Annotated in this window: 23 protein-coding genes; 5 read left to right on the top strand and 18 right to left on the bottom strand. The window is 64.2% G+C overall.

Annotation, left to right across the window (positions count from 1 at the left end):
• Both VLE48_15045 and VLE48_15040 read left to right on the top strand, forming a co-directional pair.
• Positions 1 to 855: VWA domain-containing protein (locus tag VLE48_15045; protein ID HSA94328.1), on the top strand; the 855-nt coding region annotated here is incomplete at its 5' end.
• A gap of 4 nt (positions 856 to 859) precedes the next feature.
• On the top strand, positions 860 to 2,101 hold the full coding sequence (locus tag VLE48_15040; protein HSA94327.1) for a VWA domain-containing protein: 1,242 nt from the start codon (positions 860 to 862) through the stop codon (positions 2,099 to 2,101).
• A 9-nt stretch (positions 2,102 to 2,110) separates the two neighbouring features.
• Here the strand turns inward: VLE48_15040 and VLE48_15035 are convergent, their stop codons facing one another.
• The 8 genes from VLE48_15035 to VLE48_15000 all read right to left on the bottom strand — a co-directional run bounded on the left by VLE48_15035 (position 2,111) and on the right by VLE48_15000 (position 11,725).
• Entirely contained in the window at positions 2,111 to 2,335 is a 225-nt protein-coding gene (locus VLE48_15035) for a CDGSH iron-sulfur domain-containing protein (protein HSA94326.1), read from the bottom strand.
• 75 nt (positions 2,336 to 2,410) lie between these two features.
• The gene (locus VLE48_15030) at positions 2,411 to 2,902 is read right to left on the bottom strand and encodes a hypothetical protein (GenBank protein HSA94325.1); all 492 of its coding nucleotides are present in this window, start codon (positions 2,900 to 2,902) and stop codon (positions 2,411 to 2,413) included.
• Positions 2,903 to 3,007: 105 nt separating this feature from the next.
• A complete protein-coding gene (locus VLE48_15025; protein HSA94324.1) occupies positions 3,008 to 4,408 on the bottom strand; it encodes a sigma-54 dependent transcriptional regulator in 1,401 nt (466 codons plus the stop codon).
• Between the two features lie 32 nt (positions 4,409 to 4,440).
• Positions 4,441 to 6,033 (bottom strand): ATP-binding protein, encoded by a 1,593-nt coding sequence (locus tag VLE48_15020; GenBank protein HSA94323.1) that lies wholly within the window; start codon positions 6,031 to 6,033, stop codon positions 4,441 to 4,443.
• 222 nt (positions 6,034 to 6,255) lie between these two features.
• Complete coding sequence (locus tag VLE48_15015) at positions 6,256 to 8,247, bottom strand: hypothetical protein (GenBank protein HSA94322.1); 1,992 nt, start codon at positions 8,245 to 8,247, stop codon at positions 6,256 to 6,258.
• A 188-nt stretch (positions 8,248 to 8,435) separates the two neighbouring features.
• A complete protein-coding gene (locus VLE48_15010; GenBank protein HSA94321.1) occupies positions 8,436 to 9,884 on the bottom strand; it encodes an outer membrane beta-barrel protein in 1,449 nt (482 codons plus the stop codon).
• 298 nt (positions 9,885 to 10,182) lie between these two features.
• The gene (locus VLE48_15005; GenBank protein HSA94320.1) at positions 10,183 to 11,187 is read right to left on the bottom strand and encodes a hypothetical protein; all 1,005 of its coding nucleotides are present in this window, start codon (positions 11,185 to 11,187) and stop codon (positions 10,183 to 10,185) included.
• A gap of 145 nt (positions 11,188 to 11,332) precedes the next feature.
• Complete coding sequence (locus VLE48_15000; protein ID HSA94319.1) at positions 11,333 to 11,725, bottom strand: YkvA family protein; 393 nt, start codon at positions 11,723 to 11,725, stop codon at positions 11,333 to 11,335.
• Positions 11,726 to 11,875: 150 nt separating this feature from the next.
• Between VLE48_15000 and VLE48_14995 the strand changes: the two genes are divergently transcribed.
• Complete coding sequence (locus VLE48_14995) at positions 11,876 to 13,381, top strand: hypothetical protein (protein ID HSA94318.1); 1,506 nt, start codon at positions 11,876 to 11,878, stop codon at positions 13,379 to 13,381.
• Positions 13,382 to 13,497: 116 nt separating this feature from the next.
• On the opposite strand, the gene VLE48_14990 is transcribed toward VLE48_14995, so the two are convergent.
• From VLE48_14990 to VLE48_14945, 10 genes are all read right to left on the bottom strand, one after another.
• Positions 13,498 to 14,622: a tetratricopeptide repeat protein gene (locus VLE48_14990; protein ID HSA94317.1), complete on the bottom strand. Its 1,125-nt coding sequence runs from the start codon at positions 14,620 to 14,622 to the stop codon at positions 13,498 to 13,500.
• A 119-nt stretch (positions 14,623 to 14,741) separates the two neighbouring features.
• Positions 14,742 to 16,097: a prolipoprotein diacylglyceryl transferase family protein gene (locus VLE48_14985; GenBank protein ID HSA94316.1), complete on the bottom strand. Its 1,356-nt coding sequence runs from the start codon at positions 16,095 to 16,097 to the stop codon at positions 14,742 to 14,744.
• Positions 16,098 to 16,157: 60 nt separating this feature from the next.
• A complete protein-coding gene (locus tag VLE48_14980) occupies positions 16,158 to 17,234 on the bottom strand; it encodes an ABC transporter ATP-binding protein (protein ID HSA94315.1) in 1,077 nt (358 codons plus the stop codon).
• A gap of 2 nt (positions 17,235 to 17,236) precedes the next feature.
• Entirely contained in the window at positions 17,237 to 18,064 is an 828-nt protein-coding gene (locus VLE48_14975) for a carbohydrate ABC transporter permease (protein ID HSA94314.1), read from the bottom strand.
• Entirely contained in the window at positions 18,061 to 18,942 is an 882-nt protein-coding gene (locus VLE48_14970; protein ID HSA94313.1) for a sugar ABC transporter permease, read from the bottom strand. Before VLE48_14970 ends, VLE48_14975 begins: the two co-directional genes overlap by 4 nt.
• Entirely contained in the window at positions 18,939 to 20,222 is a 1,284-nt protein-coding gene (locus VLE48_14965; protein ID HSA94312.1) for an ABC transporter substrate-binding protein, read from the bottom strand. The genes VLE48_14970 and VLE48_14965 overlap by 4 nt, the downstream gene beginning before the upstream one ends.
• 28 nt (positions 20,223 to 20,250) lie before the next feature.
• Positions 20,251 to 21,084, bottom strand: a complete 834-nt coding sequence (locus VLE48_14960; protein ID HSA94311.1) for an HAD-IIB family hydrolase — start codon at positions 21,082 to 21,084, stop codon at positions 20,251 to 20,253.
• Entirely contained in the window at positions 21,081 to 21,788 is a 708-nt protein-coding gene (locus VLE48_14955; GenBank protein HSA94310.1) for a hypothetical protein, read from the bottom strand. The genes VLE48_14960 and VLE48_14955 overlap by 4 nt, the downstream gene beginning before the upstream one ends.
• On the bottom strand, positions 21,772 to 23,097 hold the full coding sequence (locus VLE48_14950) for a cell wall biosynthesis glycosyltransferase (protein ID HSA94309.1): 1,326 nt from the start codon (positions 23,095 to 23,097) through the stop codon (positions 21,772 to 21,774). Before VLE48_14950 ends, VLE48_14955 begins: the two co-directional genes overlap by 17 nt.
• 35 nt (positions 23,098 to 23,132) lie before the next feature.
• Complete coding sequence (locus VLE48_14945; GenBank protein ID HSA94308.1) at positions 23,133 to 24,383, bottom strand: hypothetical protein; 1,251 nt, start codon at positions 24,381 to 24,383, stop codon at positions 23,133 to 23,135.
• 373 nt (positions 24,384 to 24,756) lie between these two features.
• On the opposite strand from VLE48_14945, the gene VLE48_14940 reads away from it, so the two are divergent.
• Together VLE48_14940 and VLE48_14935 are read left to right on the top strand one after the other, a co-directional pair.
• On the top strand, positions 24,757 to 25,107 hold the full coding sequence (locus VLE48_14940) for a PilZ domain-containing protein (protein ID HSA94307.1): 351 nt from the start codon (positions 24,757 to 24,759) through the stop codon (positions 25,105 to 25,107).
• A 158-nt stretch (positions 25,108 to 25,265) separates the two neighbouring features.
• Entirely contained in the window at positions 25,266 to 26,036 is a 771-nt protein-coding gene (locus tag VLE48_14935; GenBank protein ID HSA94306.1) for an enoyl-ACP reductase, read from the top strand.
• Positions 26,037 to 26,264 lie beyond the last annotated feature (228 nt).

Genomic DNA, 26,264 nt, shown 5'->3' with positions numbered 1-26,264 from the left:
ACCGCAGCGCTCCTGGCCGATTCCCAGGTGGCCGTTTATCCGGTGGACGCGCGTGGGTTGATCGGAGCGCAACAGCTTGCGGACGCGAGCCGCAGCGGGCTGAACGCCGCCGGCATGCTACAGATGGGGCACGAGTACGGCACGCAGGTGCAAAACCTCGGCGCCTCTATCACTTCCAACCAGGGCGTGATGCAGGACTTGGCGCAGCAGACCGGCGGTCGTGCCTACTACAACCGCAACGACATCGACACCGCAGTCGCCCTGGTCGTCAGTGACGGCGGTACGTATTACAACCTGGGCTATTATCCGGACAAGAAGAAGTTTGACGGCTCATTCCGCAAGATCAAAATCTCTGTGACCCGGCCGGGCGTGGAACTCCGCTATCGCCGCGGCTACTACGCGGTGGACCCGGCCAAGATCGACGCCAAGCAGCGGGATGAGGAAATGCAAGCGCTGATGCTGCGCGGCACGGGCGATGCCACCATGGTCATGTTCGACGCGCGCGTGGTGCCGCCCGCGACGCCGGCGGCACAAGCCAAGGTCACGGTGCAGTTCCTGGTGCCGGCGACTTCGTTCAGCGCGGAGGAATCGGGTGGAGGCCGGCACATCAACCTGGACTTCTTTGTCACCGCCGTGACGCCGGACGGTAGGGTTGGGGCAAACACCGGGCAGACCGTGGACGCCACGCTCACCGCAGAGCAGTTCGGGCAAGTGCAGCAGCAGGGATTGCTGCTGCCGATCGATGTCACGGTGCCCGCGGGCGAATACGACCTGCGGCTGGCGGTGCGCGACAACCGTACCGGATACTTCGGAACACTCAGCGCCCCACTGACCGTACGCCGCCCGGGCTCCTGATGCCATGAAGTTCGTCCGCTACAGCAAGTACGTCGCTGACGCCGCCGGGGAGATGAGCCTGGAGGACCTGCTCAACGCCCTCTCCGACTACCTGCTGCAGAGCGGCTTCCAGAGCTCCTACCTGGGCTTCTACGAGATGCGCGGCGAACAGACTCTGGACGAGCTGCGGCGCGCCATCGAGCAGGCCCTGGCGTCGAGCGATTTGCTCGACGACGCCCTGCGCGAACAGATCGAACGTCTGAGGTCCGAGGGCGCGTTCGACGAGCTGGTGGACCGGCTGGTCGAGCGCTTGGAGCAGGAAGACTACATTTCCATCGACCCGCCGCACGAAAGGACGGAAGAATCAGAGTTGCCCGGCCACGCCGACCGGCTGGAGGGCCGCGCCCGCTTCGAGATCACCGACAAGAGCCTGGACTTCCTGGGCTTCAAGGCCCTGCGCGACTTGCTGGCGTCCTTGGGGCGCGCGAGCTTCGGCCGTCATGACACCCGGGACCTGGCCACCGGTATCGAGACCTCGGGCGCGCCCAAACCCTACGAGTTCGGCGATACCCTCAACCTCGACATCAACGCCACCCTGGCCAGCGCCATCCAGCGCGAGGGGCTGCGGGTTCCGCTCAACCTCGAGTATTCCGACTTGCAGGTGCACCAGTGCGAGTACCAGTCTTCGTGCGCCACCGTGCTCATGCTGGATTGCTCGCACTCCATGATCCTCTACGGCGAAGACCGCTTCACTCCGGCCAAGAAGGTCGCCATGGCGCTCTCGCAACTCATCCGAACCCAGTATCCCGGCGACTCGCTCTCCCTGGTTCTCTTCCACGACTCTGCCGAGGAAGTGCCGCTCTCGCAGTTGGCGCGCGTCAAGGTCGGCCCCTACTACACCAACACCCGCGAAGGACTGCGCCTGGCGCAGCGCATTCTGGACCGACAGCGCAAGGACATGCGTCAGATCGTGATGATCACCGACGGCAAGCCCTCAGCGCTCACGCTCGAGGACGGCCGCATCTACAAGAACGCCTTCGGCCTCGATCCGCTGGTGGTCAGCCAGACGTTGGAAGAAGTGTCCAAGTGCAAGCGCGCCGGCATCCTCATCAACACCTTCATGCTGGCTTCGGACTACGGCCTGGTGCAATTCGTGCAGAAGGTCACGGAGATGTGCCGCGGCAAGGCCTACTTCACCACACCCTACACGCTCGGCCAGTACCTGCTGATGGACTACATGTCGAGGAAGACCAGAACGATCCACTGACCGGAGTGGTCACCCCGCCTGAGGTTTCTTGGGTGCTGTGTCTTCCGCCACGAAGTTAACCGTCTTGTGGGTGCCGTCGCAGAACGGCTTGTTGGAAGAGTGCCCGCAGCGGCACAGGGAAAAGGCGGGCTTGCCGGCGAGGTCCCACTCGTTGCCGTCCAAGTCCACCAGCTTCACTTCACCCTCGACCCGGTAGGGGCCGTTCTTCTTCACAATGATTTTGACGTCGGACACGAGAGCCTCCCGGTGAGATGAGCGGACAAGATAACACAGAGCAAGCCGCGGAGCTTGGCAGCCGGCGGCTAGCCGCTAGCTGCCTGCGGATTGCAGCCGCGACTTCAGCAGCATGGCCTGCTCGTAAACGCTGCGCAGCTTCTCCACCACGGCGGGCGGCAGGGCGGGCTCGGCAAGCGCGAGTTGCGAGGAAAGCAGGATCCCGGTCAGCGGGTCGTTCAGTTGAGCATTCAGTTGCTGGCGGACCGCACGCAGGGCGATCTGCTGCTCAAGGACGCGGCGCCAAAGCCCGGCCTGGACGTCGCGGGCCACTCGCTCCGCGGCGCTAATGGAGAGATTGACGGACACCGGGATGGCCGTGCCGGCGCGCGACAGCAACACCTCGGCGCCGCGAGCGTCGGCCTCCACCAACGGCTGGTCCACCACCAGGGCTGAAAACTCCAAGGAGCGCAACAGCGTAGCTGCGCGGCGCACGCTGGCCGCCACCAGCACCTTCTCTCCGACGGTTTGCGTGATGGCCGCTGCACAGCGCCGGGCCATGGGCGAAGAAGTCACGAGCAGGATCATGCCCGATCCTGATGCATGTCGTCGACCAGAACATCGGCTGCTGAAAACACGTGATTTACGCATGGTGTGAGCCGCTTTCTTCCCGGCGTGGAACATGCTTTGGTTCTATTCCTGAACGCCGTACTCCTTGAGCTTGCGGTAGAGGGTAGTCTTGCCAATGCCCAGCAGCCGCGCCGCCAGCAGCTTGTCGCCGTTCAGGCGCTGCAGCGCTTCCAGAATGGCTCTCTTCTCCAGTTCCTGCAGGGAAACGATTCCGTGGTCGGCGGAGGCGCCAGCGGCAAGCGCCGATATGCCTTGCAGGGTGGTGGGTAGGTCCGACGTGTGGAGCACCGGCCCCGAACTCAGCGCCCAGGCGCGCTCGATGGAGTTCTCCAGCTCCCGCACGTTGCCCGGCCAGTCATAGGACATCATGCGTTCCAGGGCATCGTCGGCCAGGGTTCTCTCCGTCCCTGTAGAACGCGCCAGGCGCTCGAGAAAATGGCCCACCAGCAGCGGGATGTCCTCGCGGCGCTCACGCAGGGGCGGGATCCTCAGGTTCACCACATTGAGGCGGAAGTAGAGGTCCTTGCGAAACGTTCCCTGTTGCACCGCCGCCTCCAGGTCGCGGTTGGTGGCTGCCAGGATGCGCACCTGGATGGGCACGCGGCGGGTGCTGCCTACCGGCCGAATCTCCTTCTCCTGCAGCGCCCGCAGCAGCTTGGCCTGCAGGTCCACGGGCAGCTCCGCAATCTCGTCCAGGAACACGGTCCCGCGGTCCGCAATGGCCAACAAGCCCTCCTTGGTGCGGGTGGCTCCGGTGAAAGCGCCTTTGACGTAGCCGAACAGCTCGCTCTCGATCAGCGTGGGCACCAGGGCTCCGCAGTCCACCGGGATGAAGGGCTTGTCGCGATAGGAGCCGGAGAAGTGGATGGAGCGGGCCACCAGTTCCTTGCCGGTGCCGCTCTCGCCCTGGATCAGGACCGGGTGCGTGCTGGAGGCGACCTTGGAGATGATGCGGTAGAGCTTCTCCATCTCCCGCGAGTGGCCCACCATCCCGGCAAACCCTTTGCGGTTGCGCACCTTCTCCCGCAGGACCCGGTTCTCGGTAGAGAGGCGAATCTGGCGCGCCACGCGCTCCAGCAGGAGTCGCAGTTCGTCGACGTGAAAGGGCTTGGCGACATAGTCGCACGCACCCAGTTTCATGGCCTCGACCGCCGATTGCACCGTGGCATAGCCGGTGATCACCACCACCTCGGCCTCCGGGCGGCGGCGGCGGATTTCCTGCAAAACCTCGAGTCCGCTGGCGCCGGGCAGCCGCAGGTCCAGCAAGCACAGGTCGATGCTCTCGGACTCGAGGATGCGGTAGGCGGCGGTGGCGCCGTCGGCCACCGACACCCGAAACCCCAAACCTTCGGCTACTTCGCGGCAGCCCTCGCGGACGGCGGGTTCATCGTCCACGATGAGCACCTGCAAGGCATCCGGGCGCGGTGGCTCTCGAACCGCTGGCATGGTGACGGTGGGCTGCATTGTATGTCCTCTCTCCCCCGGCGGCTACATTCTCAGGTTGCGAGTTGGGCACCCGGGTCTGCCGTGGCGTCCAGCACTTCCCGCACCCGGCGCACGAAGCTGGCGGCGGAAAACGGTTTAGCGAAGAAGGGACGGCCGCGGAGCGGCGCCACCCGGGCCTCATCGCTATAGCCGGAGATGAACAGGACCGGCAATCCGGGCCGCAAGCGAGCCAACTTGTCGCCCAATTCGCGTCCATTCATGCCGGGCATCACCAGATCGGTGATGACCAAATGCACCGGTCCCTCATGATCACCCAGAACCTTGAGTGCATCCTGGCCGCGCCGGGCCGTGAGCACGCGGTAGCCGCACAGCTCCAGCGATTCCGCCAGCGAGTGCCTTACGGCGTCTTCGTCCTCGACCAGCAACACGGTCTCCCGAACGTCCCTTTCCCCGGGTGCGGGGAGCAAGCCCGTGCCTTCCTCGACTATTCCCTCGACTTGCGGCAGCAGGATGCGGACCATGGTGCCGCGCCCGGGATGGCTTTCCAGCTGGATGGCGCCGCCCGCGCCCTTCACTACGCGTTCCACCGTGGCCAGACCCAGCCCGGTCCCCTTGCCTGGGACTTTGGTGGTGAAGAAGGGGTCGAACGCGCGCTGCCGCGTCTCCGTATTCATCCCCACCCCGGTGTCCCGCACTTCCAGCAGGACACAACCCAGGGCGGGGACCGGACCATAAGCGGTTCCCGCGGCTTCGGTTCTGGCGGTCTTCAGGGTCAGGCGTCCGCCTGAAGGCATGGCATCGCGCGCATTGGCGGCCAGGTTCAGAATCATCTGCTCCAGTTGCGAGCGATCGGCCAGAACCCAACCGGCGTCCGCCGCCAACTCCAGACCCAACTCCACATCCTCGCCCAATAGCCGCCGCAGCAGGTCATCCATGTCCGCCAGCAGTTCATTGAGGTCCACCGGCTGAGGGTGGAACGCCTGCTGGCCGGTGTAGGCCAGCAGCTGGTTCACCAGCGTAGTGCCACGTTCTCCGGCACGCTGAATCTCCTCGGCGTAGCGTCGCAGCCGGCTCTGGGGCCGCAATTGTCCCAACAGCAACTCGCTGTAAAGCAGCACCGCGGTGGTCAGGTTGTTGAAGTCGTGCGCCACTCCGGCAGCCAGCCGGCCCAGGGCCTCCAGCTTTTGAGCCTGGCGCAGGTCTTCTTCGAGCTTGCGGCGCCCACCCACGTCCTCAAGCACGGCCATCGTGCCGATGACGGTGCCGGTTGCATCGCATATGGGCGCGCTGGACAGCACCACCTCCACGCTGGATCCATCTCGCCGCCGGCGACGCACCGCCGCTTCCGCCAACTGTCCGCCTTCCAGCACCCGGCGGTGCAACTCCTGAAACTGTGCTTCCTCCTCGTCCGGAACAATGGGTAGCGGCCCGCCCAGGACTTCGCTTGCCTTCCATCCGAACATACGCTCCGCCGCTGGGTTCCAAAGCAGCACTTCCCCCCCGATACCCGTGGCCAAAGTGGGCAAGGGCGAAGCCAGCAGCACGGCCCGCAGCAGTTGCCGGCTGTTCTCCTGCGCGAGGGCCGCCTGCTCCAGCAGAAGCGAGAACCGGTCTGCTGGACGAGTGCCGACCGGAGGAGCCATGCCTTTCCCAAAGCAAACCTGCTTCCGCATTCCGGAAAAGCGGGCAACTCACTGTGGTTGAGGGGGTTATGAAAGACGAGCTGGTCGCCCACGAGAGGAGGTTTTTCCCGAAAAGGAACAGGAGAAGGCGTTAGTCCAACCAGCGGAAACTGACCAAGGCGCTTGATTCCAGCAGGTTAGGGAAGAAAATCCGCTGCGAAGTCTACCGTTCCAAAACGGGAATCACTCGCTCGACCCGCCCCCGCCCGCCCCGCTGGCGACCTCGGACTGAGTGACCGCAACCACGCCGTCGAAGGCCGTAATGGCGAACAGCCGGTCAGGGCGCGAAACCAGGCTGCGCAAGGGCCAGGACGTCTGGGCAATGCGGCTCCATGTGTTGCCGCCATCGTGGCTTTCAAATACGCCGTGGGCGGCGCCCGAAGACGCCAGGAGGCGGCCACGGTGCGCGTCCAGCAGAATGGACGTGATATTCATCGCTGGCAGCCCGCCCAGCACGTGCTCAAACGAGCGTCCGCCATCGCGACTGAGGAAGGCGCCCTCGCGCGTAGCCAGCCATAGCCGCTGGCGGTCATCCAGTTCGATGCCGAACACGAACGACACATAGGACGGGAGGCGCGCCGCCGACCAAGTCGAGCCGCTGTCGGCGGAGATCATCACCGCCCGCCGCGACGCGGCCACGACATGTTCGCCGGAGGCGCGCACTGCGATGTAGGGCAGAGGAGCCAATCCACCGGACCGCCGCCAGGACCGACCCTGGTTCTGGCTGACCAGCAATCCGATCGAGGTCGCCGCAAACCAGTTCTCTGAAGTCAAGGCCAAATCGGCGACACGCGATTTCAGCGACGAAGTGCGACGAATGGGAGCCTTGCGACCGCGGCGTGCTGGAGTCGTCGGCGATTCCTCCAGTACGTTGATGGCCTTCCAGCGTCCCAGTTTGGAGTCATGCAAAAACACACCACGGTTGGTACCGGCCAGCAGGGTGCCGTCTTCCGCAAGACGAAGCGCAAACACGTCGTTCCCGCCCAGACCTTCGTTCAGCTGGCTCCACTGCACACCGCTGTTGCGGGATACGAATACGCCCCCGAACTCCTTGTCGTTGGCCAGACCGGCATAGAGCGTGTCGGGGCGCGCGGGGTCCAAAGCCAGGGCCTCGACGCGCCGGTGCGAAAAGCCGACGTTGGAAGCGCGGAAGGTGCGGCCTCCGTCGAAGCTGGCCACGACGCCCGCGCGATCGGTAGCCAGAAGCACGCGATCGGAGTTACGCGGATCCACCAGGACGTCGTTGATAATGTAGTTGGGCGGAGTCAGGCGCAGCCATCGGCTGCCTCCATCTTCCGTGCGCCACAGGCCCTCGGTGGTGCCGGCGTACACCACAAATCGCTGCTGCGGATCCTGCCGCAGCACACGCGTCCGGCGCGCCGATGCCGGAATACCCTGGATCTTGCGGAACTGTTCGCCGCCGTTCTCGCTCTTGTAGATTCCCGAGCAGGCGCTGGCATAGACCGTGGCCGGGTCTCCCCGGTCGATGATGATGGAAAACACATCCGAATCGTCGATCACGCCACGGTCGATGCGCGCCCAACTGCGGCCGCCATCCATGGTTTTCCAAGGCAAGTGCCAAGTACCGGCGTAGATGATGTCAGGGTTGCGGGGATCGATGGCGATACTCTCGATGTTGCGGATCTCAGCGTGAAACTCGGGCGAGATGCGGTGCCACGTATCGCCGCTGTCAGCCGAGCGAAAGACGCCGTCCAGCGCTCCGGCCACCAGGATGCGGGAATCGGAGGGGGCCACAGCCAGCGCCCGTACGGACTTGTCGTGCAGTCCGGGCAGCGCCTGCCACGTGCGTCCGCCGTCACGGCTGCGAAAAGTGTCTCCGCCGTTCTTCTCGATGTCCCAGCCGGAAACGTAGATCACGTTGGGCCGGGCGGGATCGAACACGATGTGGTCCAGCACCAAGGTGTCCGAACTGCCGAGCCGCACGGAGGGTTCCCAGCTTGCGCCACCATTACGGGAAACGTAGATCTGACCGGCGCTGGTGCCGAGCAGGATACGATCAGGATTGGAAGGATCGTAGGCCAGGGTGCGGACGTCGCCCCCTTCCGGGCCAAGCAACATCCACTCCGACGCCGCCGTTGCCGGCACTGCCGCCAGAACCAACCCCAAAGAAAACGCGAGCACGATACGAGTGCGATTTGTAAGAGGCTTCGTCATGGTTGCCCAAGGGCTCGCCCGGTCGGGGGATTCCGGCGAACCGAACTCCCCCAGCCTGCCTGAGATGGCCGGCTTCAGGCAAGTTACCAGAGCCTAAAGAGACAATGGCCGGTCGGGCGTGTCCGCCCGCCCGGCCATGTTGGTCCACCCTTGTACTACGCCGGGTGCTCCAGCGACAGATTACGCCGCTAGTAGCTGGCTCCGGACGGAACAATCACCATCTCCGCCCGCCTGCCGCCTTCGCTGCCGGCTCGGGTCTCGATGCGGCTGGCATCGATCCCCTTCTCTTTCACCAGATAGGCCTTGCTGTTGTCCGCACGCTGCATAGCCAAGGTTGCCGCCTTCCTCTCATCGGCATCCGCCTGGCCGACAACTACGAGCCGCGAATCGGCGTCACGCTGCAGCCGCAGCGCTACGTCATCCAGCACGGCCTTGCAGGTGTTATCCACCCGCCCCGGCCGGACCTTGTTGGGGAACTCGCACTCGCTCATCTTCTCTGCCTGCGGCGGGGGCGGCGGCACGGTCACGTTGACCATGGCGCTTCCCGAGTCCGACAGTCCGCGGTCGTCCGTGCAGGTGGCGCTCACCGTGATGCTGCCAGCCGGCGCGCCCGCCGTATCCAGCGTGGCGCTGGCCCCGCTGCCCGATACGCGTCCTCCGGTAGAACTCCACCCGGCGATGCTCACCGGGCGTCCGTCCGGGCTGGTGCACGAGCAGGTGATCGTGGAAGCTTCACCCGACTGCACCGTGGTTGGATTCGCCGAGCAGGACATCTGCGGAGGATTCCTCGGCGGCTCCTTCACCATGAAGCTGGCCGAGCACTCCGCCGACTTCTTCTTGTTGTCCGACACCCGAGCCGTCACGGTGTAGCTTCCCGGTCCCAAGCCCGCGGTGTTCACCGTGCCCACGTTACCTTCCCCGGTGACCGTACCGCCGGTCGAATTCCAGGAGTAAATCAGGGTAGCGTTCTTGGAGAAGTTGGCCCCCGTGGCCGTCACCCGCACGGCCTCGCCCGCCATTACCTCGGTGGGTTCGGCGCTGCAACTGGCGCTGGGAGGAATCGGCTCCTCGATGCCCAACTTGATCACGACGCCCGTACGCAACCGTGCGCCATTCAGGTTCGTGCGACCCAGGACGGGACCAAAGTTGTGGTGCCCATAGACGAAGTCGGCCTCAATCAGGCGCAAGTCGATGCGCCGCGTCAGGATCACATCCAGACCACCGCCGGTTGCCAGTCCGAAGCCATTACTCGAATTCAACCCTTCCGGAGACAAGCGGTGCAAACCGGCCAGGAAGTGGATAAACGGTCGGACCCGCTCATCCTCCTGGCGGAATGAGAATCGCGGGCCGACCATGATGGTGGTCGCGTCGGCGTTGTCGCCGTATTGTCCCCCGACGTCGAACGAGATTCCCCACCACTTGTCCACGTTGTAGGTGGCGTTGACGCCGAAGCCGCGAGGCATTTCGCGTATGACCACGCCGTTAAGCGACCCTCCGGGGTCCATCCAGGAATAGCCGCCGAAGATGTCCACCTTGGGAACCACCGCATCGCCCTGGGCCCACGCGGGAGACGTCACCGCAAGCAGCGTCAGCGCGACAAGGGCCAGGAAACTACCACTCTTTGTGCGACAGTGCATGTTTGCATCCTCCGGAACCTTCTGCCAGTAACCAACAGATCAAAGCTGGATCGGAAAAACAGGGAACCCAGGAAGCGCTCCCCGCTACGCCTATTTGGAGAGGCGTAACCGGCAAAGCATTCTAACAGCAAAACAGAATAGCTCGCAAAGCGCAAAGTCAAGCTTTGTGTTTCGGAGCTATTCTCGGGCAGAGCCGCAGCCCAACGCAACTGCTAGCTTCGACAGGTCTGGCAGAACGCGAGGACCGTAGTCGCCGCCGGCGCCAACGGTCCCCGCCGACCTGGCCTTACTTCACTACCTAGTTTCCACCGACCACCCGCAGCAGCAGTCGCGTCCCGCTATCCAGCGACACGTTCTTGCTTGGGGAAGCGATGACGGATCCCTGCGTCGCGCTGGAGCCCGCCGATTGCAACTGCAGGCCGTCCAGACCCACCACTCCCGTCGTGGCCGAGGTCAGTTCCGCCGCGGCAGAATTGGTGCCGCCCACACTGCTGCCTATCTCGCTGGTGGTGTGCGCTGCGGTGTTCACTACGCCACCCGCCAGGTTTCCGGTTGTGCCAGCTGCCGCCCCGACCGTGCTGCCGACCGTAGAAGTCGCGCCACCCAGCAACCCGCCGTTGGCGGTCCGGCCTTGTCCGGAGGCATGTGCGGCGCTCATGGTGCTTCCCGCCCCGGAAACCATGGGTTCTTCGGCCATCAGGGATGAGGAAGCGGCACTCTGGGCCGCCGCTACCGCCTGGATGGTTGCGTCAAGCGGAATCTCCCTTCCGTCCTTCAGCAGGGCGCGATCAAACACGATACCCAGTTCGGATTGCGATTCGGCCTTGCCCTTCTCCCGGGCCTGGGCCTTGGTGACTCGTCCGATGAGCTTCGAGCCGCGGGGTATCACCGTTTGACCCGCGGACTTTACGTCTTGTGTGGTCTTGGCCTCGACCCGGTCACCTTGCTTGTTCTTGTTGGCGCTGACCGACTTCGTCAGGGTGGCATCGATCACCGTACCGCTGGAGAGCTTTGCGGAATTGCCGCCCGCCTTGGCCGAGGCGGAAGCATCTGCCGAGCTGCTTGCCGAAGCCTTGGCATCCTTCTTCTGCTGCTTGTTCTGGGCCGGCTCCGAGCTTGCGTTGACCTCCTGCGATGTGGCTGCCGAGTTGCTCGACTCCACCTGCGCGCCCGACTTCCCCGCCGAGGCTTGTGTGCTGCTCGTGCCGGTCGCTGTGCCCTTTGCCCCCGCTTCGGTTTGCGCCACGGCAAGCCCGAGTGAAAGCCCGATTACTAAAAGAATCAATGCGAGACGCTTCATCATGACCTCCTGAGTTTCGTCCCAGGGGGCGGGACGGATAATCCAGTAGCTGGGAGGTTCAGATGCCCAAGGCCCAGTCCGGGTTTGCCTCAAGGGAGTAAGACGAGACCTGTCAATACGTTAGGAAGGCGCCGGGAGGGGGTAACCCCTAATCCGCGGCCGCTTCTTCCCAGCGTCGAAAGCGCCGCAGGTCTCCCCGCACCGAGTGCAGCACCCAGGCAACGATGGTAGCGTCATCAAGGTAGCCGATGATGGGCAGGGCGTCCGGGACAACATCCAGGGGATTCACGAAATAAATCAGCGCAGCCAGCAGGGCCACTACCGTCCGCCATGGGACGTCGGTGTAACGGCGGCGCCGCCAGGAGCGCAGCAGCCGCAGTGCGGTGGTGAAATCTTCCCACAGGCTGCCGAACACACCCCGGCGGCGTTCGGCCTTTCGCTGGGCCTCTTCGAGCAGGCGACCGGAACGCTCGGGATCCTGCGCGTACGATTCGGCTGCCTTCTTGGCCCGGCGCAGGCCCCGTCTCAATTCGTGCGACACGTAAGGCTCCTCATGGCTGCTCGCTGCCTCCTTGTATTATGCAACGTCAACCACTCCGATGCCATGCCCGACGCGTTGAGCCGCGCGATCTCCGCTGGACGGCTCAGCCCGTGCGCCGATAATATTCGGACTATTCTTCTGGAGGTCGAAATGAGAGCGTTGATTCTTCTTTTCTTCTTCTGCCTATTTCCCTGTTCGCCGGCCCTGTTGGCCGACGAGGGCCATCATCACGCAGCCGGCGGCGCCGAGAAGATAGGCCGAGTCGTCTTCCCGGTTTCGTGCTCGGCGGAAGCCCAAAGGGATTTCAGCCGCGCCGTCGCCCTCCTGCATTCGTTCTGGTACGAAGAAGCGGAGAAGGCATTCCGCGCCATCGCCGAGAAAGACCCGACGTGCGCTATGGCGCACTGGGGCGTGGCGATGACGAATTTCCGCCTGCTCTGGTATGCGCCCGATCCGGCCACGCGCGAGAAGATGCGTGAGGAACTGGGCCGGGCGGAGAGCCTTAAACCCCGCACCGCGCGTGAGCGCGACTACATCGCCGCGTTGTTCGGGTACTTCCGCGACCCGCAGCGCAAGGACCACCCCGCGCTCATGGTGGAGTATGAGCAGGCCATGGAGAAGCTGCACCAGCGCTATCCGCGGGACAAAGAAGCCGGCATCTTCTATGCCCTGGCATTGCTGGGCGCCGCGCAGGCCCAGCCCCCGGACAAGACCTACCCGCGCCAGCGCAAGGCGGGCGCCATCCTGGAGCCCCTGTTCCGCGCCCAGCCTGATCATCCCGGCCTGGCCCACTATGTGATTCACACCTACGACTTCCCGGTGCTGGCGGAGCAGGGTCTGGACGCGGCGCGGCGCTACGCCCGGATTGCGCCAGCGGTACCGCACGCTCTGCACATGCCCTCGCACATCTTCATTCGTCTCGGGCTGTGGGACGACGCCATCCGTTCCAACCGGGCCTCGGCGGAGGCGGCGCGCGCCTACGCTCGAAACCGCGGCTGGGAGGGCGCCTGGGACCAGCAACTGCATGCCATGGACTACCTCGCCTACGCCTACCTGCAAAAGGGAGAGCAAGCCGAGGCCGAGCATGTGCTCGAGGAGTTGCGGAGCATCAAGACCGGCATGCCGATGAGCGCGACTGCACACTATGCCTTCGCGGCCATCCCCGCCCGGCTGGCGATCGAGTCGCGGCATTGGAATCAGGCGATGGCTCTTCAGCCTCGCCCCGATGCCAGTCCATGGGCAGTTGCGATGGTCCACTGGGCCCGTGCCGTGGCCGCCGCACGCAGCGGCAACATGGATGCCTCCCGCGAGGACCTGGCAAAGCTCACCGAGCTGCGTGACCAGCTTCGCCAGTCAAAGACGCCATTCTGGACCGACCAGACCGAGGTCCTTCACTTGAGTGCGGCTGCGTGGGCAGCCCATGCCCAGGGCAACGGGCAGGAGGCCGAGCGACTCATGCGCGCTTCCGCCGATCTTGAGGACTCGACCGACAAGCATCCCGTCACGCCCGGCGCCATCACGCCGGCGCGGGAAATGCTGGGCGATTTGCTGATGGAATTGAAGCGGCCGAAGGAAGCCTTGGTAGAGTACGAGGCTTCGCTCAAGAGCGCGCCCCAACGATTCAACGGCCTGTATGGAGCTGCGCGCGCCGCTTAACTGGCCGCGGATCCCGCGATGGCACGGAGCTTTTACAACCGGCTGTTGGAGACCTGCGGGGAGCAGAACACGGAGCGCAAGGAACTCGACGCCGCCCGAACCTTCATCGCCAAGCGCTAGCGGGTCCGGGAGCGTGCGGCGTTCACCTTCACCAGCAGATCGCGGGCCGGCTGCCGGTACGGGCTGTTGATTTCCACCGCCTGCATCAGCACTTGCCGCGCTTCCGTCAAACGGTTCAGTTTGGCGTAGGCGAACCCCAGGTAGTACAGACATTCGGCGAGCACTCCGGGTTCGTTCTTCAGTGCGCCGGACGCCTCTTGCAGTTCGGCGATGGCTGCCCTGCTGTTACCCTGGTTCAGCAGCGCCTTGCCCAAGGTGGTGTGGGCCGTGGCCGCCAGCAACGCACGTTGCGGATCGCTGGCCGCCTCCTTATCAGCCAATTCCGTCGCCTTGCGTCCGTATTCCACCCCGCGGGCCGCCGTCTTCGGATCGGAACCAAATGTGTCCGCCAGCAGCACCAGCACGGGAACGCTTTCCGGATTCGCGGCCAGCGTTTTCTCCGCATAGGAGACCAGGCGCTGCCGATCGTTCATTTGCTGCAGCGCGATCATAGCGAACTGGGCTACCTGTTCCTCGAATTTCGACTCCGGAAACGCGGGCGTGAAGCGTTCGATCAGAGCCATGCGCTCCGACGGCTTCTCTTCGCCGGCGATGCCGTTGAAGGCCACGCTTTCCAGGTACTCGTAGGACGACTTGTACTGCGCCCGCTGCTCCTCGACTCTTGGCCGGAACTCTTCGTCCGTCATGCCTTCCGGTTTTTGCTTGCCGATGGTGTTGTACAGCTCGCCGCCGCGCAACGCGTATTCCACCAAGCGCGCGTTGTCCTTGATCTGCAGCGCCGCCGTGACCTGCGCCATGATCAGGTCCAGATTGTTGGGCATGGCTTCGAGCGCCTTGTCGCCATGCGCAAGAGCGTCCTGGGCATCGCCCCGTGCCAGCGCCAGTTCCGCCAACTGGGACTGTCCATAGGCCACGGCTGCGGCGTTTGAGGAGAACTGCTGCACGAATTCCTCGAGCATCTGCGCCTTTTTCTGAGGATCCGGCTCCTGATTGACCTGCTGGAGCGCGCCATCCTCGGGCGTACCGGCGGGAATGATGATGATCTGGGCGAGTTGCGCTGGTGCCGCTGTGCTTGCCCCCAGCAGCAGGAGGGCCGCGATGAACACACGCGTGGGGCGCATGGATACCTCCGCGAAGTTGAGGTGGCAAACGGCGGGCATGGTAGCGCCGATTGCCAGCCTGCGCAAGACACCGCAAGCGGCCGATTGGAACCAGGCCCCAATTCCCGGCCACTCCAACGCTACTTCCGACCCGCTCTCTTTTGCGCCACCACCAGCCCGCGCGGTGTGGGCATCAGCACCACCGAAATCAATCCTTCCTGCTCCATCCGCAGCGCCGCCTCGCGAACCACTTTCAGGTGCGAGCTGGCGTCGTGCATCAGGATCAAGCCCGTGGGACTCACTTGCGGCAGGAAGCGCCGGACCTCCTGCTCGCGGATGGGTGGATCGCTGTCGCTGAAGAACAGGTCGATCGTCCCATCGACCTTGAGCTCCAGGCTCGACTGGTTGCGGCAATCGACCCACGGCGTCAGCCCGGCCGCCTGCAGCCGCTCCTTCGCCTTCGCGAACACCACCGGGTCGTGCTCGCAGGTGATGACTTTCCCGAATCCGTTCTGTTTCAGTCCCTCGGCCATCCACAGCGTGCTTGCGCCCATGAAACTGCCGGTCTCGACTACCAGGCTCGGCTTGACGGTGGTGACCAGGGACTTCAGGAATTCCAGTACCTCGACCTCGGCGGTCATGGAGTCGTACATTCGCCAGCGCTCCGGATGCGGGCATTCGGGCGTGGCGCGGTGGTACTCCGGCTGCATCACGGTTCCGTGCTCACTGGCGTGCTGCGCGATGCGGTGCTCCGCCTTATCTCGCTTGAACCGCCGCCGCACCACGATCACCAGGATGACACCGGCGGCCATCGAAAGCAGGCTCACCGCCTGCGCGTTGGTCAGCCCAAAGACTGATCGCGGGTTGATGCGGATGAACTCCACCAGGAAGCGCGCCAATCCACTTAACATGAAGTACTGGGCGGCCACTTCGCCCACCGGGCGCGGTTGCAGGAGCACCTTCGCGCCCACCCGCCAGAGGTAATAGAAGATGACTACGCCCGCCAGGAACTCGTAAATGGGCGTTGGGTGCACGCGCTCCGTCGTCGGCACCAGGCCGTGCGGGAAGCTCATGCCCCAGGGAAGCGAGGTCGGGACGCCATAGTCACCGTCGCCCGAAAGCAGGCACCCGATGCGTCCGACTGCGTATCCCAGCGTCACTGCCGGCGCGGTCACATCCAGCATCACCAGCAGCGGCATTTTGTAGTGCCGCGCCAGCAGAATCACCGTCACAAGACCGGCGATGGCGGCTCCATACCAGGCGAATCCGCTGGAACTGAACAGCCGCCCCAGGGGATCGGCGAACAGCTCGGCCGGCGTCTCCAGTACGTGGTAGAGCTTCGAGCCCGCCAAGCCGGCGGCGCCCAGCCACAGCACGATGTTCAGGGCGTCCGCCGAGAGCCTGCGCCGCTTCAGGTCGGCTTCCAGGGCTTTGTAGCCACACACCAGCCCCAGCCAGACCATCAGGCCGTAGGTCCCCAGCCTTAGCGGGCCGATCTCAATGAAGGGATACAGGTGCGTGATCCTTGCAGAATCTCGCCAGCAGTATAACGACCTCTAGCCTTCGAGTCGTGCGCCACTCGCTGGATCGAAGGAGTGGATGCGCTCCGGCTCGATGTGCAGCCACACCTGCTCACCGGTGCGGAACCCGAGTTCCACGCGCTCCACCGCGGTGATGCGCAGTCCCGCCAGTTCGAGGTCCAGATAGGCCAGGGCGCCATGCGGTTCCACCAGGCCCACTTTGGCCGGCCAAGCGTTTGCTCGATGCTCTCGGCTGACGCGCACATGCTCCGGACGTACGCCCAGCGTCACTTTGCCTTCGGGAACGACCTTCGCGGCAACTCCCGCAGGCAGCCGTTGCTCACCGACCCGGACCCAGCCTGCGCCATCGGCTACCTGCACTGTGGCTTCAAGCAGATTGATGGTCGGAGTACCAAAAAAGGCAGCGACGAAAACGTTGGCCGGCCGTTCGTAGATCTCGGTAGGAGTACCGCATTGCTCGACCGAACCCGCCTTCATCACCGCAATGCGGTCGGAGAGGGAGAGCGCTTCCTCCTGGTCATGGGTGACGTAGATGAAAGTCGTCTTCAGTTGCGTGTGCAGCCGCCGCAGCTCGCGTCGCATCTGGGCGCGCAACGGCGCATCGAGGTTGGACAACGGCTCGTCGAACAGGAACAGCTGGGGCTGCCGCACGATGGCGCGGCCCAGCGCAACTCGCTGCCTTTCGCCGCCGGAAAGTTGCGCCGGCCGCTTGTCCAACAAGCGCACCAGGTCGAGCATCTGGGCGGCGTGGTTTACCCGCTGCCGGATCTCCTCGCTGGCCTTGCCGGCCAGCTCCAGCGGGAATGCCATGTTGCCGAACACCGTCCGGTGCGGATACAAGGCGTAACTCTGGAACACGAAGGCAATGTCCCGCTGGTGAGGCGACAGGCCCGTGAGGTCACGGCTGTCGAGCCGGATCGCGCCGCTGGAGGCATCTTCCAGTCCCGCAATCAGGTTGAGCGTAGTGGACTTGCCGCATCCGCTCGGGCCCACCAGCGTGAAGAACTCGCCCTGCGCGATGGTGAGCGAGGGTATCTCTACCGCCACCCGGTTGCCAAAACGCTTGCTGAGATTCTCGAGGTGGAGGTCCATCGCTAGCCCTTTACCGCTCCCGCCGTGAGCCCGCTGACGATGCGCCGCTGGAACAGGAGGACCAGCAACACACTGGGCAGCGTCGCCAGCACGGCGGCGGCCGCGATCTCACCCCACGGAATCTCATGCAATCCGGGAAACAACGCGATGGCGACCGGCAGCGTTCGCGCTCGCGGACTCGCCGTCAGCGTGAAAGCGTACAAGAACTCGTTCCAGGAAAAGATGAACACCAGCAGCCCCACGCTCAGCAAGCCCGGTGCGCCTAGCGGCAGCACTACGTGCCGCAAAATGCCAAGGTGCGAACACCCGTCTACGCGCGCCGCCCGGTACAGGTCGTCCGGAATCTCCTGGAAGAAACTGGTCAGTGTCCACACTGTGAACGGCAGAGTGAAAACGGCATGCGCCAGAATGACGGCCAGCAGGTTGTCGCGGATACCCAGCCGAATGAATACTAGGTAAAGCGGCCCGACGTTGGAGATGGCCGGAAACATGGAGAGGAACAACAACCCCACCAGCACGAAGCTCCGTCCGCGTATCTCCAGCTTGGCCAGCGCGTAGGAGGCCGGAATGCCCAGAGAGAAGCCCAGCAATACGCTGGCTACGGCGACCAGCGCGCTATTCAGGAACGCGCGCAGGAAACCCGGCGCAGCCAGCACGGCGAGAAAGTGACTCAAGGTGGGCGGCGAAGGCAGCAGCGGCGGCAGCTGCGCCAGTTGCCCCGTAGGCTTCAGTGCCGTGACCAACTGCCAGGCGAACGGCATCAGAACGAAACTCAACATCAAACCCACCGACGCCGCGAGGAAGAGCGATTTCAGCCCGGAGCGGCTCACGCGGCCTCCCTGGCGCGCTGTTCCCAGGCCCGCCGCAACTGATGGAGATAGGCGAGGCTCAGCGCAAACACGAACAGGAACGTGGCCACGGCCACCGCTGACCCGTAGCCGAATTGCAAGGTCCGATAGAGCAGCTTGTAGGCGTAGACCACCAGGGTTTCGCTCTCGTTGGCCGGACCGCCGCCGGTGAGCACGAAGATCAAGTCGAAGATGCGCGCGGCGTCCATCGTGCGGAAAAGCAGGGCGAGCAAGATCACCGGACGCAGCAGCGGCAGCGTGACGTAGCGAAACAGCTTCCAGCCGGTGGCCCCATCCATGCGTGCCGCCCGGTACAGATCCTCCGGAATCACCTGCAGACCGGCCAATATCAGCAGAAAGACGAATGGCGTAGTCTTCCAGACGTCGGCCGCGATGGCTGCGTGCAGGGCCCAGAATGGGTCGCCGAGCCAGTTCACGTGGATTCCGAGTAGATAGTTGAGCACGCCGAAGTCGGCGTTGAAGATCCACTCCCAGAAGCGCGCCGCTACCACACCGGGGACCGCCCAGGGAACCAGCGCCAGGGCGCGTGCCGCTCCGCGGCCTCGGAAGCGCTGGTTGAGCAGCAGCGCCAGGCCCAGGCCCAGCGCCAGTTCCAACGCTACCGAGACTCCTACGAAGTACGCGGTGTTGCCCAGGGAATTCCAGAAGCGCTGGTCGGCGAGCAGCTGGCGATAGTTTTCCAGCCCGACAAAGCGTGAGATTCCGAAGATCGGCATCTCCTGCCGGAGGCTGAGCCACACGGTGGCCAGCACCGGGACGAGCGCCAGGGTGGCAGCAAAGCTCACCGCAGGTCCGACCAGCGCATAGCGCTCAAGGACGGCCCTCCGGCGGGAGTTCACTCCGCCTCCAGCAGGCGCGACACCTGTTCATCGGCCAGCCGCATGGCTTCTTCCGGCGTCCGGATCCCGGCCACCACCGCGCTCAGTTCCGGTTGCAGCACCTGCGAGATCATCAGGTAGTAGGGGGTGACCGGTCGGGGCTGCGCCTGTTCGAGCGCCGGCAGCAGGTCGGAAAGGAACGGGATGGCCTGTCTTACCTCGGGATCGCGGTACACCTCCATGTGCGCGGCCAGCACGCCCACGCGCAATACGATTTCCTTCTGCGAAGAGTGGCGGATCATGAAGCGCAGGAACTCGATCGCTTCCTTCTGATGGCGAGAGCGGGAATTCACGCCAAGATGAAAACCGCCCATCGTAGGCACGCTGGCGTGGCCCGGGAAGGACGGTACGATCTCGAGCCCGAAGCGGCCGGCCACCGCCGAATCCGGCTGCTGCATCAGCCGCCATACATAGGGCCAGTTGCGCATGAAGATGGCTCGCCCCGACTGGAAGATGTGCCGTGACGCTTCTTCATTGAGCGTCGTCACCAGCGCCGGGGTCACATGCTCGGTACGGATCATGGCGCTCATGAAACGGAGCGCTTCCTCGGTCTGCGGCTCACGCAGTGCGCTGCGGCCGCCCCGTAACACCTCTCCGCCGTTGCCGCGGATGAACTCCAGCGCCGAGCACACCAGCCCTTCGTACTGCATGCCTTGCCACAGAAACCCGGTGAGGCGTGGATCCTTTTCCTGCGCCAGAATGTGCTGGGCCTGGTGCAGCAGTTCCGGGTAGCTCTGGGGCGGGGAGAAACCGTACTTCTCGAGCAGATCGCGGCGATAGTAGAGGACTCCGGCGTCCACGAACCACGGGACCGCGTACAGCCGGCCGTCGAGCCGATCCACGGTGCGCGCGGCCGGATGTAACGGGGCCAGTTCGTTCTGCGGCACGTGCGGCGTTAACTCCGTGAGCCAACCGGCGCGCGCGAATTCAGGCACCCAGATGATGTCCATATCGATCAGGTCGATGTCCGCGGCGCCCGCCGGAAGGTTCAGCACATAGAACTGGTGTTGCTCATCGGTGGACGCGGGCAGGACCTGCTCGCGCACGCGAACGCCCGGATGTTCCTGCTCAAAACGGCGGACCAGGTCGCTCAAGAAGGCGTAGCGCGGATGCTTGGCGTGCGCGAACACCAGCGTGATGGTGCCGTCGTCGCGAGGAGTCTCGCGGTGTTGCCACCACGCCACCAGCCCCGTCACCAGGGCCACGGCCAACCCCGCCCTCCAAATTCGCGACCGCAGCATCGTCATCTCATGTCCTTGCCCGGCGCAGTCATGCTTGGAGAAGTTCGAGAATCGCCCGGTTCCATCCCTCCGGCCCCGGCGCCTCGGCGCGCGTGATTCTGGGCAGCTTGTCCAGCACTTGGGCGTCGAACACTCCCTCATGTCCGGGCAGCAAGACCGCGTGCTCCACGGCCGCCAGCATAGGCTGATCGTTGGCGCTGTCGCCCAGCGCCACGCTGCGCATGCGGACGTGCGAAGCGCGACGGTACAAGTCCATCAGCCTGCGCACCGCCTTGCCTTTGTCGCTTCCCGCAAACAAATGGTGGAAGCGCCCGCCGCGGACGACCTCGAGCCCGCGCTGCTGCGCAATCTGAACGAACCTGGATTCCGCCCGGGGGTCGGATCCGGCGAAAAAGAATGGCTCGTCGAAATCCCTCCGCTTGGCCAGGTCGGCCCGTCGCAGGTCGAGCCCGGTGTTGGCCGCGACCTCGCGCGCGCTCATCTGGTGAAACCCCGCCACCTCGGCGCCCGCTTCCGCCGCGAGCTCCTGCAGTTGTTCGACGATCTCGTCGTACGGCTTGCCCAATGCCAGGCAATGGTAGCGCCCCAGGCGAATCTCGCCGGGAATCTTGCGCTTGAAGTATTCCTGGGGGATGAACACGCCGCCCCCGTTCTCGGTGATGAAGGGATGAGGATTGCGCAGACGCCGGCGCAGGTCTTCGATCTCGGCGCGGGTCTTGCTGCTACAGAACACCAGCGGGATGGACCGCCGCTCCAACTCGTCGAGCGCGGGTTGGGCCGCCGCCCAGGAATAGGTACGATGGTCGAGCAGCGTCCCGTCGAGATCGGTGAAAACAACGTAGCGCGGGGGCAGGGGACTCACAAGTGCCGGAAGACCTCTTCTTCTTCCCTCTTGTCCCCGGGACGTGTTCTTGCCCCCAGCCATTCCCGCGCCATCTCGCGCCCGGCCAGCCCGAAGGCGATGGCCAGCGCAATCACGACCCCGGCAAACAGGATGGCAAAGGCCACCAGCAGTGCAGTCCGCCCGATGCGCAACTGCTCCAACGCCACCACCACCGTCAGGCTCAGCACGAGCACGCGGACGGCACCCGCCACCAACCGCGCGCCCCACCATTGCGCGTTCACCGCCGCCAGCAGCGCGCTGCGCGCCAGGAACTTGGCCACCAGCGATCCCAACAGCAGAACCAGCAGGGCGGTGATCAGGTCGGGCACGTAATTGACGAAGCGCACCACCAGGTTGTGCGTCATCTCCGTCGCGGCCGCCTCCAGCGCGATGAGGATGATCAGTACCCACAGCACACCCTGCAGAAGGCGCGCGGCAAAGTCGCTGGGCGCGCGGAACATGCCGCTGCGCGCTACCATGCTGCCCAACTCGGTTTCCATCATCATCCGGTCGAAGCGCAGCAGTTGCAGCAGTTTCTCGGTGATGCGGCGCGCCAGGAAGGCTACTGCGCCTCCGACCACCAGCACCACCAGCACGGTCACCAGTCCCGGAAGGATGGCAGAGAACTGGTCCGCCAGCCGTTGAAACGGAATCAGGAATGCTTTTTCAATCAGCGATTGCACGGGACTCCTCCTTCTCTACCTTCTCCGCCTTCTCCGCCTTCTCCGGCGGCGCGCCCGACCAGTGCGCCAGCAGGTAGGGCTTCTCTTCCACAAAGACCCTGCATAACTGCTCAATGCGTTCTTCCACTTGAAGAGCGTTGCTCTCCCGCACTTCCAACACGAACGACGCCGTCCGCCCCAGGTACAACGGCACCAGCGACTGCATCAGGTGGTCGCGATCCATCTTCTTCTGATGGTGTGCCGCCGCGTACTCGTAGATGAGGTGCACCCACAGGACATCCGGGATGCGGAACGTTTCACCCTCCACCTTCGCCCATGCCGACAGGGACTCGCGGGTCTCGGGCGAAAGGAACGCCCGGTACACCTCGTCCAGGTCGCGTACGCCCAGCGCATACGCGCGGATCATCCGGTTGACGTCCACCGTGATGGGCTCCACGCCCACATCGAACGGAAACCCGAACATGGGTACCGCTTCTGGTGCCTTGGGTTCCTTCCATACCGCCTGGTAGCTGCCCATCAAGGAGAACAGCGAGCCCACGACCTGGCGGAACATGGCGGTCAGGTCCGCTCCCGGATCTTTGGCGTCGTGCAGCTTGGCGCCCAGGTACGATTGGCCGATGTGGAACCCGTCTCCCATCGCCGTCACCGTCATCCAGATGTCGATGCCGAAGCGTGCCACGTCGGTCTCCCACACGTCCTTCGTCAGGTAGTGAGCGGCCAGGCGGCCGGAAAAACCGAAGTCTCCCCCGATGGGCTGCCGCACGCTCTTGCCGAACAGGGCTCGGGTCAGCGGATAGATGATGCCGTTGGTGATGGTGCCGTCGTACTTGTGGCGCAGGTAGTAAGGTGCGACGAAATCGATGTTGCGCTCCAGCACCGGCCGCACCAGCAGATCCACCCATTGCGGCGTGATGCTGCGCAGGTCTGAGTCCACCACCAGGCAGGCCTTCGCATTCAGCCGCCGCGCCACCTCGAAGATGGTGCGGAACGCGCTGCCCTTCCCCGGGATGCCGTGATACGGGGTGCTCAGCCGCTGCACCGGACGCACCGGGTGGGCCACCAGGAACAGCGAGTCCGTATCCACCTCGGCCTTCAGCACGACTTCCGGCGTGCCGTCCTTGGAGGCACCATCGGAATTGACCAGGATGGATCGCCGTTCGGGAAAGTACTTGGCCAGTCCGGCAGCTACGGCGCGCACCACGTGCCCGATCGTGCGCGCGTTGTTATAGCTGGGAATGCCCGCGATGATGTCCGCCTCTCCCACCTCCTTGAGGCGAGACTCCAGTTCGGCGGGCAGGAAGGCTTCCACGCTTCCTCTCTTTCGCAGACCAGGACAAAGGGCCGCTAGGCCGAAGCTGCCATCGGCTCGCGCTTGCGGCCGACAAACTCCGGGTTGTCCGCGTCCACCGCCTCCGACAGCGCACCCAGGAACCCGGGCAGCGCCGAAGTGATGCGGTTCCAGTTGGGGATCAAAGGCGCGCCCAACGGATCGGTGAAGTACTCGTCAGCCGCAATCTTCAGCGCCTGGGCAAAAGTCTCGACTGCGGTCTCTTCCTCGTGCCGGTCGAACGCCAGATCGTTGATCATGGCGTCGGCGTGGTAACGGGTAATGGTGTCTTCCGCTTTGCGCACGTAGCGGATCTGCAGTGTCTGCATGTGCCCTGCGTTGAAGCTCGCCCCTTCCGCTGCCAGGATGCGGAACAGCGCCTTCGCGATGTCCACGGACATCTTCATCAGCCCGCGCGAGGGGTCGCCCTGGGACAGGTCCTGGTGCTTGTGCTCGTAGTTGTCCGCGATGTCGACCTGGCACACGCGTTTGATCGAGCAATTGCGATAGATCTCCGCCAGCACTCCCACCTCCAGGCCCCAGTCCGACGGGATGCGGTTCACGCGCGCCAGATCCGCCTGCATGGAGAATTCGCCCGCCAGCGGATATCGGAAGCTGTCCATGTAAACCAGGAACGGCATGTGCCCGAAGATGGACTGCAACGCCCGCACCAGCGGAGAAACGAACAGTCGTGTCACGCGCCCGTGCATGCGGTCGCTCACGCGCGCGTAGAACCCCTTGCAGAACTCGAAATTGATGTTGGGATTCACCACCGGGTAGCACAATCGCGCCAGCATCCGCCGGTCGTAGTTCACGATGTCGCAGTCATGCAACGCAATACATCCTGCGCGTCGGCTGGCCAGTACGTACCCGTAGGCCATCCAGCAGGAGCGGCCCTTGCCATCCGGCCCCGCCCACAGACCGTTCTGTTCCAGCGTGCGGTACAGGCTCTGCACCCGTTCTCCGCTGTTCCACACCACCCGCACCTGGCTCGGCAGCACGTTCAACCGCTCCTTCACTTCGCGGAACTGTGCCGGCGTCGCGCCTGCCAGGGTCACCACAAATTGCTCGACGTAGCGCACGGAAGAGAGTTCGCCCAGGATGCGCGCCATCGCCGGCTTCTCGAACTCGGTGTACAGCGCCGGCAGGACCAGGGCGATGGGTTGTTGCTGGGCATACCGCTCCAGCTGCTTCTCCAAGACTTCCAGCTTGGCGTCGCCCAACCGGTGCAGCGTCGCGATAACACCCGTCTGGTAGAAGTCCGACATGAGTCCTTTCCTCCTCGGTGAAAAAAGTCCCTTGCGAGCGTCCCAGACGACGTGAATAAGAGCGCCCACAGGAGGTGGCGCAGAAACGAACCGGGCGATCTTACCCGAAAGAAGTTCTCTATGTTACCAACGCAAACTGTGATGCCTCAACAAAAATCGGACCGGTCCTGCCTCCTCGCCGGTCGCCCCGTCGGAATGCTCTTCTGCACTCGTTGTCGGTTGGCAGGGTCTCGAAACATCCGCCCCGTACCTACCTGGGCACTTGGTGTAACCTCGAGGCGCGGCTAGCATCGAACCGAGTGCCGGCCCAATTCCCTGCTCTCCCCTACGGGCCGGGGGCAGCACATTCCGGGCACTTTGGAGCTTTCGGACCTTGGCGAAGGAACGGATGGAGTTGGTGGCGACCCCGCCCGAGCTCAGCGACGAGAAGCGCCGCGCCAAGCGCTTCACCATGCGTCTGCCCATCCAGGTATATATCGACAACGGCATCATGCGCGAGGTTACGGGCGTGACTCGCGACCTGGGCGCCGGCGGCGTCTATTTCTATCTCGACACGCCCTTGCGTACCGGTGCGGAGATCGAGTACGTCGTCACCCTCCCCCGCGAACTCGTCCTCATGGACCGGGTTCAGGTGCGGTACCGGGGCCGCGTCGTCCGCACCGAGGTCGTCCCCGGCCAGCAGATCGGCATCGCCGCCGCCAGCACCCACTTCGAGTACGTGTAGCGGCTGCTAGCGGTTGGCTTTCGATTCCTCCGGCACTTAGCGCCCGCTTGTCTGCGATCTACAAATTGTCAGTCTTCAATGATTGACTGATTCATGGATTCAATTTCTCTGTGCCTCTGTGTCTCTGTGGCAAAATTGACCGTTTCGAAGGAGTCTCCATGTCCCAGTCTCTAGAAGGTCGCAATGCCGTCGTCTTCGGAGTAGCCAACAAGCGCTCGATCGCCTGGGCCATTGCGCAGAGTCTGGCTGGCGCCGGCGCCCGTCTCGCCATCACCTACCAGAATGCGCGGCTGGCCGAGGAAGCCCGCGACCTCATCGCCGAACTTCCCGGCGCGGAGGGTTTTCAATGCGATGTCTCCAGCGACCAGGAAGTCGAGCGTCTGTTCGGCGAGCTGCAATCCCGCTACGGCAAGCTGCATGTGCTGGTGCACTCCGTCGCCTATGCCCCCGCCGAGGAATTGAAGGGCGAGTTCGTGGACACGTCGCGCGAAGGCTTTCGCATCGCCCACGACGTCAGCGTCTACTCACTGATCGCGCTGGCGCGCGCCGCTGCCCCGCTCATGACTGAAGGCGGCAGCATCATCACCATGACCTACTACGGAGCCGAGAAGGTCGTGCCCCATTACAACGTCATGGGCGTGGCCAAGGCGGCGCTCGAGGCCAGCGTCCGTTACCTCGCCCACGACCTCGGCAAGCGCAACATCCGCGTCAACGCCATCTCCGCCGGGCCGATCAAGACCCTGGCCGCGCGTGGTATCGCCGGTCTCGGCGACATGCTCAAGTCCCACGCCGAGCGCGCCCCGCTCGGCCGCAACGTGGAGGTCGGCGAGGTCGGCTCCACCGCTCTGTTCCTGGCGACCGACGCTTCTCGCGCCATCACCGGCGAGGTGATCTACGTCGATTGCGGCTACAACATCATGGGATTCTAGGAAATTGAAGATTGATTCAGTGGATCATTGAATCATTGAAAACCACCCGCTTCGCGCAGGAGTGGCAGCACGCACCGCCTGAAAGCCTTCCAAAATGAGCAGATGATTCAATGATTCAATGACTCAATCGAGACGTGCCGCTCACTCTCTCCTGTGCGCTCAATCCTGATTTCGACGTCCCTCTCCCGCCGGAACCTCTCGAACTTCTCTCCCCACTCGATCAGCAGC

The sequence above is a fragment of the Terriglobales bacterium genome, assembly GCA_035454605.1.
In the GTDB taxonomy this organism is placed as follows: domain Bacteria; phylum Acidobacteriota; class Terriglobia; order Terriglobales; family Acidobacteriaceae; genus DATMAB01.
Note: the sequence above shows the minus strand (reverse complement) of the source record. Positions and strands in the feature narration are given on the sequence as shown.